Raw genomic sequence first — 12,877 nt, 5'->3', positions numbered from 1 at the left:
TTCGGGCGTTTCGCAAGGCACGAATCGACACCTAACCCAAGAGGCTTCCCGGGGGTTCGTCTCGGCGCAATTCGGCTTTGCGTTCGGAGATGAATAGAATAAACTCCCGCATAAGACCGTGGCGCCTGTCGGGGCGAGCGGCGAACGAAAGGGACCCCCAGGAGGAGGGAATCCACCATGCGACGGATCGCCGTACTAAATCAGAAAGGCGGGGTGGGCAAGACGACTTCGACCGTGAACCTCGCCGCCGCACTGGCCGCCGAGGGGCACCGAACGCTCGTGCTCGACCTCGACCCCCAGGCACACGCAACGCTCCACCTCGGTCTGCTCCCCGGCCGCTCGGGACCGTCGCTCTACGATGTCCTGACCCAGGGAATGCCCCTGGAAGAAGTCCGCCGCGAGGTCGCGCCCAACCTCTATATTTGCGGCAGCCATATCGACCTGGCCGGAGCGGAGCTCGAGCTGATCAACATGGTCGGGCGCGAGACCATCCTTCGCGACCAGCTCGAGGCCGATACCGAATCGTTCGAATACGTCCTGATGGACTGTCCTCCGTCGCTGAGCATTTTGACGCTGAATGCGCTCTGTGCCGCGAAAGAGGTGCTCATCCCGTTGCAGGCCCACTTCCTGGCGTTGCACGGGCTCTCGAAGTTGCTCGAGACCATCAACCTGGTCGCCAAGCGCGTCAACCGTGAGTTGCGTGTCGCCGGAGTGCTCCTCTGCCTCTACGACGCGGGCACCCGGCTCGGTGGCGAGGTGATCGAAGACCTCGACCGCTTCTTCGACGGACGCCGCGGCGCTCCGATGCCCTGGTCGGATGCCCAGGTCTACCGCACCCGGATCCGGCGGAACATCCGCCTGGCCGAGTGTCCCAGCTTCGGCCAATCGATCTTCCAGTACGCTCCGAGCAGCCGAGGCGCGGAGGATTACGCCTCGCTGGCGGCCGAGCTCCAAGGCCGCGAGCCCGCCTCGCTCTGGATCGGTTCCGGCGCTCGGGCCCACGGCTCGGACGGAGCCCGCGAAGACGCGCCGACGGCGCGGATCGCCTAAGTTTCCCAAGAAGGCGAGCGGGGAGCGGATCGCCCCCTTGCCTTTCTGCTTTTCGCTCCCTTTTTGAGAAACTCAATAAAAAAAGAGGACGATCCACCTCGAGCGGAACCACCATGCGTTGGGTAGGCATCGACGAGGCGGGCTACGGGCCGAACCTGGGTCCCCTCGTCATGACGGCGGTCATCGCCGAAGGCCCAGGGCCGAGTCCCCCCGACCTCTGGGGCGATCTCGCCTCGACGGTTGCCCGCGCCAAGGGCGCTCCGGATCGCCTCTGGGTCGACGACTCCAAGGCGATCCTCAAGGGCGGACGCGGTCGAGAACGACTCGAAGCCGGCTGCCTCGCGACCTTGGCGGCCGCCGGACTGGAACTCCCTGGCACGGTCGGCGACCTCCTCCAAGCGATCGGCGCCGGCACGCTCACCGACGTCGAACTCGCCCTCTGGCTCGACGAGGATGATAATCCGTCCTGGCCCCGAGCCGAGTCGCGCGAGCTCCACGATCGGTGGTCGGTCTCCCCACTCGCTGGAGTTCCCTGGCGGATTGTGGGGGTCCGGACCGTGGTCGTCGGCCCTGCCCGGTTCAATGCGGGCCTCGCGCCCGCGCAATCGAAGGCCAAGGTCCATTTCGCCGCATTCGCACAGCTCCTCCGATCCCTCTGGGAGCGAGCGGGCGATGGGACACCGACCGCCGTCCGCTCGGACAAGCATGGCGGGCGTCACTTCTACATGGAGCCGCTCCAAGCCCTCTTCGAAGACGTCTGGATCGACCGCGGCCCCGAAGGCCCAGCGCTCAGCCAGTACACGATCAAGAGCCCGGGCCGGCACCTCGAGCTGAGCTTGGTCCCCCGGGCCGACGCCGACGATGGCCTCGTCGCCTTGGCCTCGATCGTGAGCAAGACCGTTCGCGAAGCCTGGATGGACGCCTTCAACGCCCACTGGCTCGCCCAATTCCCCGACCTCCGACCCACCGCCGGATACCCCCTCGACGCCCAACGGTTCCGCCAGGCCATCGAGCCCGCTTGCCAGGCACGCGGCCTGCCTCCCGCGCTTTGGTGGCGGGCCAAATAGACCGGGCGCTTACCGCGTCTCACAACACCCTGCGAGGGGGGGGCGTCCGTAGTTTCAAGGAGCAAAAATTCTCGGCTTTGCACGGGAGACGCTCTCAACCCAGCGGCCCCGACGGGCTCAATTCCTGACAGTGGCGTCCGGCTCGTCGGCAGGCTCGTTCCGCCCTCGGAGGCTCGCGTCAAACGGCTCGGCGACGGGCCGAACCAGGCTGTTGTCGTGAACGAGGGCCCCGAGCATCCCGACGAAGAAGCTCTGGCCCCCCGCAACCTCCAAGTTGTAGACGGGCTCGACCGTCCCTTCCTCCACCGATCCGACCGTCGCCGTGTTCCCGAGCGTGCGGAGCACGTCGCCGGGCTTGAGGTCGCGGACCATCGTCCAGCCCAGTCCCGCTTTCCAGAACCGGTGGATGCCCGTGGCCCAGATCGTCTCGTCCCCGAGCTCGATCCGGTAGAGCCGAGCCGGCCGGTTGTGAAAGACCGCCAACGTCGCCTGGTAACTCAGGGCCCCCGTCGCCGTGTCCTCGACCAGCACCCGGTCGCCCACCGCGATCGACTCGATCGGCCGCGCCCCGGTAAGCGTCCGGACCACGGTCCCGGCGCGGAAGCAACTGTGATTCGACGCTGTCACCGAGTTCGTGGTGGTGGTCGGCCCACTCTGCACAACCTGGGGGTTGATCGGGGCAAGTTGAGGAATGTAGACGAGCGGCACGTCCTGGACGATCGTCGGCTTCGGATCCGACGTGGGAGACTTGTAAGCGTATCCCTGTTGATCGGTCCACCACGCGGCCCATGCCTGTGAGTCGGCCCTTTCTTCGTGCCCGGTAATGTCGGTGAGCACCCCGAGGACCCGCTCGTTCGACCGGCCGACTTCGGCATTGAATCGCTCGATCGCCTGAACATCCATGTCTTCCTGCCGCTGTGCGACCAAGGCCGCCGTCCGGTACTGGAGCAAGATCTGGCCGATCGGGATCTGGAACACGGTATCCTGAGGCGTGGAGCTCACTTTGCTCTCCACAACGGTCACGGTCCTCCTACCATTCGGACGGAAGGAACTCTGGGGATTCTGCCGTGCCTTCGCGATCAGCCCGGCGGTCTCCGAATCGGTCGGCGCCCAGCCTAAGTACTGGTCGATCGTGACCCGAGCCTCCTGGATCAGTTGAGGACCATCCTCCCTCACCGAGGATCCCAGGAACCGCGAGACGACCGGCAGTCCCGCCGCGTCATAAAGTCACCGGCTCGCCGGGAAAAAGTGGGATGTTGGGCAAGGGAGGCGGAGCGTACACCCGCTGAACATTGAATCGCTCCCCTTCGACGAACAGGACGCCTGGGGAACCCGGGCCGGCGACCAGTCGGACCTCGAACTTCATCGGCTTGCGGATCAGGGCGATCAGCCAGCCGACCACGTCGCGCAGGTCGCGATGGCGGAGCGTCTCGGTCGCGACCCGACGCACCTCGGCGGAGGGAGAGAACACGCTCAGGACCGCCAGAGCCCGCGACGCATTCGGCCCGTCGATCTGGCCAAGGATTCGCACCGCCCGTGCCTGGGCGCTCGCGTCACCGGAAGCGAAAACCGACCAGACCGCCGACACGGCGCGGGGGTCGTTAACCTGTTCGAGGGCCGCCTCGGCATGCTGCCGCTTCGCCTTGTCCTGGCCCCCGAGCCAGCCGCGATACTTCGCGAGCACGTTCTTCCACCGTGCGCCCGCCTCCTTCTGGGTCGCGGCCTCGGCCTTCTCGGCCGCGAGTTGCTCGGCGCTGACCCACCGGCCGCCGACCTTTTTGCACCCGAGTCGTTTCCAGGCCGCCGCGTGCCCGGGGTCGAGCCGCACCACAGTCGTCAAGTGAGCCTCCGCCTCGGCGTCGAGGCCATGCTCCTGGCACCAGAGAGCCAGCCGCCACTGGGCGTCGGCCGTCATCGCCACGCGGGCGCGTCGGGCGTTGTACTCGGCCAGCGCGGCCGACAGGTCGGCATCGGCGAGCACGCGATCAGGAACCGCCTCGGGCCGCTGCCATTGCCCTTGGTAGGCGACCTGGCCCATGAGACCTCGAGCCGTGAGGTTCTTCGGATCGGTGAGCACGGCGATTGCAAGGTGCGTCATCCGTTCGGCGTTCAGACCGTGGGCCTCGCACCAGAGCGCAAGCTTGACGTGGGCGTGAGTGTCGCGCCCGGCGCGAGCCCGAGCGGCCTCGTACTCCGCGAGCACCGCGGGCGTGGGCGATCTCGACTCATCCGAGGACAGCGACAGGAATCCGGCAACGACCACGATGACAGCAAACATGGCTCTCGGCTCCCAAGCATCAGGCACCCCACAGGCCGCCAAGACTGCGACCGATCCGCAAACGGGATTCGGCTCGACACGTGCCAACCACCGCCCGAGCTCGTCAGGCCCGGTCGCACAAGGCTACTTCTAGGAGAGTCAGCCCGAAACCGTCAAACCTAACGCCGAAAATCCAGATTCGCGCCAGTTCGTCCCGCGCCGGGCCACGGTCCTCGATCCCTCGGCTCCGCGCGGCCCGTCACCGTGAACGACGAGCCTTGATCGCGAACAGACACATGGATTGCCGCACCAATGTCCTGATCCTCCCGATTCTGAGTATCGTCGCCAGGAAAAACGCACACTCAAATCGCATCATTTACATCCATACATAATCATGCCACACTTGCTGACCTGGCGGGCCAATTCAGCCTTTCGGTTGACACGCTTTTTCTGCTACCCACGCCTCGGCCATCCACTCCGGCAAGATTTCTCACGCAGACAAAAGGGGGCAAAGCTTCGAGAAACTTTGCCTTGTCCATGCGTTTTTCACACTTGAAAAACCGGGCCACAGTCCCAAAAAACACATTTATCCAAACTCACTCATTCTTCAAAGACAGAGCAACGTGGGCCGAGAGAATTCGATGGCACGAAGGATCTGGGGATGCGAGGATATTGCGTCCGAACCAGTCCAGGCGACTCGACGGATCGACCGCCCTCTTCCCGGGTGGGCCGCGGACCACCGACTCGCCGTTTCCGATCCCGCGGTTTGCAGAAAGCTGAGCCCCATGCGACGCCCCAGGTTGACGACCAAGAGCTTGCTGATCGCGGCATGGCTATGCTCCAGCACACTGCCGGCGTTCGTCGTCGCGCAAACGCCATGGGAGAAGGCAAGCGAATGGCCAGCCCCGGAAGCGAGGCAAGCCGCGGCGGCCGACGAGCGGTTCCTCTACGCCATCACGAACACGCTCGTCGCCAAATATGATCGGGGGACCGGACAGCGAGTGGCCGTCAGCACCGGCAAGGCCGAGCATCTCAATAGCGGCTTCCTCTGGGAGGGTCGCGTCTACTGCGCCCATTCCAATTTCCCGAAGCTTCCCGAGCAGAGCAAAATCATGGTCCTCGACCCCGAGACCATGCAACTCTCGACCTACAAGGACTTCGGCAGCGCCGGCGGCAGCCTGACCTGGTCCGTGCGCCACGAGGGGAACTGGTGGTGCAACTTCGCACGCTACGGCGCCGAGAACGCCAAAACCTTCCTCGTCAAATACGACGACTCATGGCACGAGCAGGGCCGCTGGACTTATCCCCCCGAAATCTTTCATGAGCTCCATGAATACAGCTTCTCCGGGGGAGTGTGGCGTGACGGCTCCCTGCTGGTCACCGGCCACGACGACCCGGTGCTCTTCCGATTCCAGTTGCGCAACGGTCAGTTTCAACTCGTCGAAAAGCAGGCGGTCCCGTTCACCGGCCAGGGAATCGCCGATGATCCCAGCACGGGCGGCCTGGTGGGAATCGATCGGGCGCGGAGGAAATTAGTGCTGGCACAACCGGGCAAACGAACGGAGTCGCCCGCCGGACAACGCCCATGACAAGGCAAACAGTGACCGCACGAACGCCGGACGGGTCACAATCTGGCACGAGGCGGCGAAGCCACGGCATAACACTCGCAATTACACAAAAAAATAACAATAATTTTAATTCATAATTCCATTTGACTCCGCCGGCCGCGCGCAACGGCTGGGGTGCTGAGAGTCTGTCCCGCAAGGTCAATCCCACCTGAGTCACTGATGATCTGCCGGGTGCCATGGGTTCCGTACTCGGAACCCATGCGCGAATGCCTTGGCCTGGCGCGCACGGGGTCCGAGTACGGACCCCGTGGCACCCAAACGTCCTTCATCTCCCGGTTTACCCTGACCTTCCGAGACAGACTCTGAGTCCATTCTAGCCGAATCGATCCGGTCTTCCAGAAAGTGGGAACCACCGGCCCCCGCCGTTACATTACTCGTAGCGACTGGAGACCGGGATCGAGTTGGAGAATCAAGACCTGTGGCGATCGGCCGAGATAAGAGTTACCTCAGAGAGCTTCGCGCGCTCTTTGACGTCGGGGCGCTCGGAGAGCTGACCGACGGTCAACTTCTCGAACGGTTCGTGACCGTGCGAGGGGAGGCCGCGGAGCTTGCCTTCGAGCTCTTGGTCGAACGCCATGGCCCGATGGTGCTGCGGGTTTGCCGGGGCGTACTCGCCGACTCGCATGAGGCGCAGGATGCGTTCCAGGCCACGTTCTTGGTCCTGGTCGGGAAAGCCCGAACGCTCTGGGTGCGCGACTCGATTGGCCCCTGGCTCCATCAAGTGGCGTACCGCACGGCCGCATGTGCCCGGTCGGCCGCACTGCGTCGGCGTCGGCACGAACGGGCCGCAGCGGAACGAAAGAAGGAGGAGCAAGTCGAGACACGGGACGAACTCGGGCAGGTACTCCACGAGGAGATCAACCGACTTCCCGAACGATTCCGGGCTCCCTTGGTGCTTTGTGACCTCGAAGGGGGCACCCACGAGCAGGCCGCGCGACACCTGGGCTGGCCGGTCGGGACGGTCAAGAGCCGGCTGTCCCGGGGGCGAGACCGGCTTCGCGATCAACTCTTCCGCCGTGGTCTCGCTCCCAGCGTTTGGCCGCTGGCTCCCGCCTTGAAGCTCGAGGGCGTCGAGGCCCTGGTTTTCCCCGCACTGGTGCAGTCGACCATCCGTGTGGCTTCTCAGTTCGTGATCGCTCGGACCGTGCTCCGAGAATCGGCGGCGATCCTTGCCCAGGAGGTTCTTAGAACAATGACGCTCATCCGAACATTGAAGGCGGCGTCGGTCCTCCTCGTTGTGGCCGCGACGGCGTCCGGGGTGGACTTACTTGCCCAAAAAGAGGAGCCGGTGGTTCCGGCTCGCCCCGCGGGGGTTGCCGACGCGTTGTCGACGATCGAGGTCAAGCGGGGCCCACTCAAAAGGACATTGAACGAGCGAGGGGTGATCGAGGCGACCCACACTCCCACTCTGATCAACAAGGTTGCGGAGCCGACCTCCATCGTCTCGATCGTTCCCGACGGCAGCTTGGTCAAGAAGGGGGACCTCGTCTGCGAACTCGATTCGGCGGTCCTGAGGGACCAGTTGACCAACCAACGGCTCGTGGTGTCAGGGGCCGAGCGGGCGTATCAGAAGGGCAAGCTTGGGCGTGAGCTCGCCGAGTCCGCGCTCGACGAGTATGCCCAGGGGATCTACGTCCAAGAGCGCGAGGCCTTGTTGGGGGTGATCGAAATCGGCCAGTCGGCGATTCAGAAAGCCAAGGGTCGACTCGAACGAACCCGCCAAGCCCGGGAACGGCTCAACAACGCGAAGCCCGAGACCAAGACGTCCGCCGATCTCGTGACCGAGGTCGAGCTTGACAACCGCATTGATGAGAGCGAACAGACCCTCTTGCGAGAGAGGAAGGGAGTTGAACTGGCCAAAGCCAAGCTCGAGGTACTCGAAAGGTTCACCCGGGATAAGACGATCCGCTTACTCAAGATCGACATCGAGACAGCGCAAGACACCGAACTTACCAAGCACCAGTTTCTGGACAAGGAGAAGAAAAAGCAGGAGTACCTCGAGGCCCAAATCGATTTCTGCAAGCTCTACGCCCCAACCGACGGACTCCTCGTCCACGCCAACTTGCCCGGGGGAATCGAGCAGGGAACCTCAATCATGGGGCGGCAAAACTTCGTGCGGGTGGACGATCTCGACCAGCCGTTTCGGCTGCACGCCAAGGCAAAAGAAGCCTACGTCCACCAACTCCGGCCGGGGTTGCGGGTCCGCATCAAGGTCGACGCATTTCCAGATCAGGTCATGACCGGCCTGATCGAATCGGTTGCTCCACGTCCCGCTCCCAGAACCGCCGGACAACAATCCGACACCAAGGTCTATGACACAATCGTCATCATCGAGAATCGACCGCGTGGCCTCCGGCCCGGTATGACAGCCCTGGCCGAAATCTTCGTCCTCGACCTCGACGACGTGCTCAGCGTCCCCCTTCAGGCGGTGCGCCGTGACGAAGAGAACGACTACGTCGCGGTCAAGAAACCCGACGGCGACGTTGACTGGCGTGAGGTGACCCTGGGGGAATCCGACGGCTGGGTCGTCGAAATCAAGCGTGGACTCAAGAGCGGCGAGCGCGTGGCCGATCGCGCGATCGACGTGAACTGGAAAAAGCCGAACCCACTTCCTTAGCGGCCGATGATGACGATGAGTGGCAATAGAGTGACTGAGCGATAAGAATTATGTCAAGATCTCGCCCCACCATTGCCATAAGAGACTTGGAATGCCTTGCTGGTCGCCGATCCCGCCGAAATCGGCATCGTCCCGGTTGCCGGCCAATTCGTGTGATAAACTCACATTCGGAGATTTCGAAGGGACTCGATGGCGGAGGAATGGATGTCCAGGCTTCAATACCGAGGCTCGATCGCGTTGGCGGCCGTGGTGGTCGCCCTACTCTCGTCGAGGCCCGCCGACGCGCAAGTCATCGTCGACCAGGGCCCGCCCCGCCAACCCGTCGGCTTGTTGAATTCCTTGGTCACCGGGTCTTGGTTCGAGATTAAGGACGAGGCGAAGGCCGAACATCGCCTCCAACATCTCCAGGCGAAGCTCAGCCGCGATGGCTCGAGGGGCGATTTAGCCGCCGTGAACCGCGACGTCCGACGGATCGACAACGTCAAGTTTCGCCTCGCGGTCGACGATTGGTTGATCCGCAAGAACTCGCTCCAATGCTTCGGCTACTACCCGATCCGGGTCGAACCCTTGCCGTGCGCCGCATCGTGCCCCCGCCCGCCGCAAGCTCCCGTCTATTCATTGCCAGTCCCAACACCGGGGCCGATGGCCGCCGCACCGACGATCCCGATTACGATCCTTAATGCCGACCCAGCAGGAGCCGGTGTCGCCTTCGCCATCAATGGCGTCACCCATCAGGCCGCTGGCGGCTCGCGCCAGGACTTGGCCGTAGCCCCCGGCTCGAACATCACCTACGACGGTGGCGGATCGCTCGGCCAGCGTCAGTATCTGATCTCGCCGGGTCTCTACGAGTTCCGATCGACCGCCGAGGGCCGGGCGCTCTATAAGCTTCCGGGCACGCGCTGAATCGGTGGTGAGGTCCACCATCTTGACCTCCATCTTGGCCAGGAGATCGAGATGGTGGGCCGTGCCCACCCTACGGAAAAAATCCCATCCTGACCGCTGACCAATCGTCAATCGTCCATAAATTCATAACGGGTTCACCGAAGCTTTACGATCATTGAGCACCCGTCGTTGGCGGGATGCGTAAGGCCGAAATGACCAAGCCCCGCTTGTGCCCCTGGACCACTGCGATCTCGGTCAAATGACCCAGTTGCTGGAACCCCAAACTTTCGTTGATCCGGCGGGTGGCCTCGTTGTGATCGAAATGCATGCTCAACAGGGTTGTCACGCCCAGCCGTGGACACTGCTCGATCACCCACTGCTTGAGCTGCCGCCCGATGCCCCGGCGCTGATAGGCCGTGGCGATATAGAGGCTGACCTCGGCCGTGGCGTCGTAAGCCGGGCGGCCGCCGTAGAACGAAGAGAGATAGGTGATCGCGGCGACTTGCCCGTCCACTTCGGCAACCCAAATCGGCCGCTTTGACGGTTCGAATTTCCGGAACCACTCGAGACGATCGTCCACCGTGATGGGTTTGGTATCCGCTGTCGACCAACCGGCGGGGATGGACTGGTTGTAAATCTCGACGATCGTTGGTAGGTCGGCTTGGGTCGCATCTCGGATGAACATGTCCACGGATTTTCCTCTCGCTTTATCCAGGCTATCCCCTGCTCTCTCATGCGGACAGGGAAAATCCATAATAATCAGTCCCGAAGCTCCTCAGCGACTGGCTCACGCATTGTTTTCGCCCCCCTTGGATTACCAAGGCGATCACACGATCGGGACCGATTCGATCCAAGAGACAACGCTCGCCCACTCCGCCACCAGTTCGTTCGCCTTGGTCAGCGCCGCTTGGAGACTGAACTCCTCGGAGCAGCTCGAGCACACACATAGGCTCGGAGGTCGTTCAAGTCGAGCGTCATCGACTCGCGGACCAGGCACTACGGGCAGGCGACTTTCAAACTTCGGAGCGTTTTGGTTGCGACGGCCAGCGCCCCCAATCTCACCAAAATCGCATACCATCAATACATCCAAGTTCGTAAAATTTCCACGCAGGCGTCACGAAGCGAGGTTGGGCCTTCCTCTCTCTTGATGCAATCCCCAAAAACTGAACCAGGTTACTCCTCGAACGCTCCATTTTCTTTATTGATTACGCCTTCAGAATCAAGACACCAGCGTATTCCCAATCATATTTATCTCCGATGCGTTACATCCCTGGATCGAGTGATCACCCAGGAATGCACCGCATCGAGAACGCCCGGTCAAGCCCCGTCGGTCTCACTTCACGGCGAGGCGGCCGAGAGGACTTTGAGGCGGGCCGCCGCGAGCCAGTCGATCGACTTGGGGAAGGTGGCGTAATCCTTGATCGGATCGAGGAGGGGGTCGTCGGGCGGAATGCCGGCCGATTGCAGGAGTGCGTAGTCTTGCAGGCTTTCGGCAAAGACCTCCCAGCGAATCGAATCGATCGGGCCGTCGGTCCCCGGGTAGACGACGAAGGCGTCGCCGTAGGGCATACCGGGCCAGGCCCCGACGGAGGCGTCCTGGAACGGGTTGCCGATCTGGCTCGTGCAGAAGACGAACCAGTAATTGTGCCCCCAATGCAGGAATCCCTTGGCACCGAGCTTGTAGAAGAGCCAGCCGGACATCCGGATCTTCGCCAGCGGCGTATCGAGCAGGCGCTGAACGAAGCGATCGCGGGGCCCGCAGCAGAAGTAGGCCCAGGCCGGACAGCCGGCCGCGGTGAACGCAGGCGCGGTGGCGATGCTCGGGATCGGCATGTCCGAGAGCTTCTCGGTCGCGAACCGTGGGTCGCTCATCGCATCCATCAGCTTCATCCACGGGGCCAGCTCCAAGAGCAGGCCGCGGGCCTTTCGGTAGTCCGCCATCTGGACGTCGCCGTCGGGCTCGTCCGCGCAATGGAAGAACGAGCGATCGAGGACCTTCTCCTCCTCAAGGAACGCCTTGAACGCGGGGAGGAACTGCTCGAGGAACTTGCGGTAGGTGTCCGACGTCGCGCTGATCTCGGGCGGCCAGAGCAACGCGCCGATCTTTTCGGAATCGCGTTCGAAGATGCGTTGCGGATATTTCGCGCTGGTCGGCGCCGGCGTAAAGAAATGGGACCACTCGAGATGCTCAGCACCCGCGGCCACCGCGATCTTCACCCAACGCCGCACGTCCGTAAAATCAAACGTATAGACATCAGGATGCGTACGATGGACCCGCAGCAACTGCGCGGGGCGGTTGAGGATCTCATGGCGGATGTTGAAGAGGGGCGAATAGACGACGTTGACGCCGTGCTCCACCAGGTTCCGCACGTACGCCTCGGCGAGTTGCCAGAACCGTTCGCCGCAAGGCTCGATCTTGTACCATTCCCAGATCGAGTCGGCGGAGAGCCAGTTGGTCGCCGGGAAGTTCTTGCGAGGGCGGACGACCAGGGGGCGGACGTCAATGCGCACCGGAAGCTCGACCGACCAGGGCTTGGGACGAACGAAGTCGGTGTAGCCGTACTCATTCTCCAGGGTAAGCTTGATGCGAAGCTCATGGACTCCGGGTCGCTCGGCCTCCGGGATCGTCAGCGAGATCCAGAAGACGCCGTTGGATTCCGGCCCGACGTGAGCGGTCGGCTCCGGATAGAGCGGGTCCGGGCAAAGGCCGGGGATGAATCCGATGCCTTCGATCTCGTCCTTCGGGACGTAGGTGTCAAGCTGCGCCATGGGCACGAAGCCAACCCGACGGACGCGTGCCTGCCAGTTGTCGGCGCCGACGACCTCGCAACGTACGACGGCCGAATTCGTCTTCAGGTTCCGGAAACAGGCCTGGAGCGAGATCTTCTCGTTGCGAGCGGCCGGGAATGCGAGCGCAACCGCATCGCCCGGCGGCGAGGTCGGATAGACGCGTCGGAGCGAGGTCTCGAGCCAGAAGCGGAGGCCTTCGCGCTCGAGGCGGGCCGGTTCTTCCGCCTTGATCGTTGACGGCAACTCGAGTTCCAAGGCCCCGATCGCCCCTGCGCTGGCGAGGCTTTTGATGACGTCTCTTCGATTCATGATGGTGGGGTGGGCTTTCGAGGTGGGAGGATCGCTGGTGAGGGGGGGGATAATCTGAGCGAATCCTTCGCTTCGCACCGATCTTACAAGCGTGAAACAGTCCCGCCAAGCCGACGACGGACGGGACCACCCACAAGGCGCTCACACTCCGGGCGACTCCCGCCCGAGCTACCAGGCAACGACGGGACCGAAACCAAATTCCAGGCTGAGCCCTGACTGAATTGGGCGACGCAGCCATCGTGTCCTCGAAAGGTGGAAGTCAACCAGTTCGTCAGAG

At 63.1% G+C, this 12,877-nt stretch carries 10 protein-coding genes; 6 read left to right on the top strand and 4 right to left on the bottom strand.

What is annotated here, in order from left to right; genetic code table 11:
* Positions 1-177 precede the first annotated feature (177 nt).
* Both BUS42_RS03325 and BUS42_RS03320 read left to right on the top strand, forming a co-directional pair.
* Positions 178-1,050, top strand: a complete 873-nt coding sequence (locus BUS42_RS03325) for a ParA family protein (protein WP_074305242.1) — start codon at positions 178-180, stop codon at positions 1,048-1,050.
* A gap of 113 nt (positions 1,051-1,163) precedes the next feature.
* Complete coding sequence (locus BUS42_RS03320) at positions 1,164-2,117, top strand: ribonuclease H family protein (protein ID WP_074305240.1); 954 nt, start codon at positions 1,164-1,166, stop codon at positions 2,115-2,117.
* A gap of 117 nt (positions 2,118-2,234) precedes the next feature.
* Here BUS42_RS03320 and BUS42_RS44700 read toward each other — a convergent pair whose 3' ends face one another.
* Positions 2,235-3,119, bottom strand: coding sequence for a polymorphic toxin-type HINT domain-containing protein (locus tag BUS42_RS44700; RefSeq protein ID WP_254053276.1), 885 nt, complete (start codon positions 3,117-3,119; stop codon positions 2,235-2,237).
* A gap of 1 nt (position 3,120) precedes the next feature.
* Here BUS42_RS44700 and BUS42_RS44695 point away from each other — a divergent pair, with 1 nt between their 5' ends.
* Positions 3,121-3,276: a hypothetical protein gene (locus tag BUS42_RS44695; protein WP_254053275.1), complete on the top strand. Its 156-nt coding sequence runs from the start codon at positions 3,121-3,123 to the stop codon at positions 3,274-3,276.
* 60 nt (positions 3,277-3,336) lie between these two features.
* On the opposite strand, the gene BUS42_RS44690 is transcribed toward BUS42_RS44695, so the two are convergent.
* Entirely contained in the window at positions 3,337-4,395 is a 1,059-nt protein-coding gene (locus tag BUS42_RS44690; protein ID WP_254053274.1) for a HEAT repeat domain-containing protein, read from the bottom strand.
* A 764-nt stretch (positions 4,396-5,159) separates the two neighbouring features.
* Here BUS42_RS44690 and BUS42_RS42480 point away from each other — a divergent pair.
* The 3 genes from BUS42_RS42480 (at position 5,160) to BUS42_RS03300 (ending at position 9,522) form a co-directional block, all read left to right on the top strand.
* Positions 5,160-5,963, top strand: coding sequence for a hypothetical protein (locus BUS42_RS42480; RefSeq protein ID WP_074310630.1), 804 nt, complete (start codon positions 5,160-5,162; stop codon positions 5,961-5,963).
* Positions 5,964-6,420: 457 nt separating this feature from the next.
* Positions 6,421-8,619 (top strand): sigma-70 family RNA polymerase sigma factor, encoded by a 2,199-nt coding sequence (locus BUS42_RS03305; protein ID WP_074305238.1) that lies wholly within the window; start codon positions 6,421-6,423, stop codon positions 8,617-8,619.
* A gap of 204 nt (positions 8,620-8,823) precedes the next feature.
* A complete protein-coding gene (locus BUS42_RS03300) occupies positions 8,824-9,522 on the top strand; it encodes a hypothetical protein (RefSeq protein ID WP_143206227.1) in 699 nt (232 codons plus the stop codon).
* A gap of 151 nt (positions 9,523-9,673) precedes the next feature.
* Here BUS42_RS03300 and BUS42_RS03295 read toward each other — a convergent pair whose 3' ends face one another.
* Complete coding sequence (locus BUS42_RS03295; RefSeq protein WP_074305233.1) at positions 9,674-10,186, bottom strand: GNAT family N-acetyltransferase; 513 nt, start codon at positions 10,184-10,186, stop codon at positions 9,674-9,676.
* A 653-nt stretch (positions 10,187-10,839) separates the two neighbouring features.
* The gene (locus BUS42_RS03285) at positions 10,840-12,600 is read right to left on the bottom strand and encodes a DUF4091 domain-containing protein (RefSeq protein ID WP_074305231.1); all 1,761 of its coding nucleotides are present in this window, start codon (positions 12,598-12,600) and stop codon (positions 10,840-10,842) included.
* Positions 12,601-12,877 lie beyond the last annotated feature (277 nt).

The organism is Singulisphaera sp. GP187 (assembly GCF_900129635.1).
Lineage (GTDB): Bacteria > Planctomycetota > Planctomycetia > Isosphaerales > Isosphaeraceae > Singulisphaera.
This window is presented reverse-complemented; position numbering and strand designations above follow the sequence as displayed.

What these genes read in the sequence shown, in the direction of transcription:
- BUS42_RS03320 (WP_074305240.1), top strand. Translation starts at nt 1,164, where the DNA reads ATGCGTTGGGTAGGCATCGACGAGGCGGGCTACGGGCCGAACCTGGGT.
- BUS42_RS42480 (WP_074310630.1), top strand. Translation starts at nt 5,160, where the DNA reads ATGCGACGCCCCAGGTTGACGACCAAGAGCTTGCTGATCGCGGCATGG.
- BUS42_RS03295 (WP_074305233.1), bottom strand. Translation starts at nt 10,186, where the DNA reads ATGTTCATCCGAGATGCGACCCAAGCCGACCTACCAACGATCGTCGAG.
- BUS42_RS03285 (WP_074305231.1), bottom strand. Translation starts at nt 12,600, where the DNA reads ATGAATCGAAGAGACGTCATCAAAAGCCTCGCCAGCGCAGGGGCGATC.
- BUS42_RS03300 (WP_143206227.1), top strand. Translation starts at nt 8,824, where the DNA reads ATGTCCAGGCTTCAATACCGAGGCTCGATCGCGTTGGCGGCCGTGGTG.
- BUS42_RS44690 (WP_254053274.1), bottom strand. Translation starts at nt 4,395, where the DNA reads ATGTTTGCTGTCATCGTGGTCGTTGCCGGATTCCTGTCGCTGTCCTCG.
- BUS42_RS03325 (WP_074305242.1), top strand. Translation starts at nt 178, where the DNA reads ATGCGACGGATCGCCGTACTAAATCAGAAAGGCGGGGTGGGCAAGACG.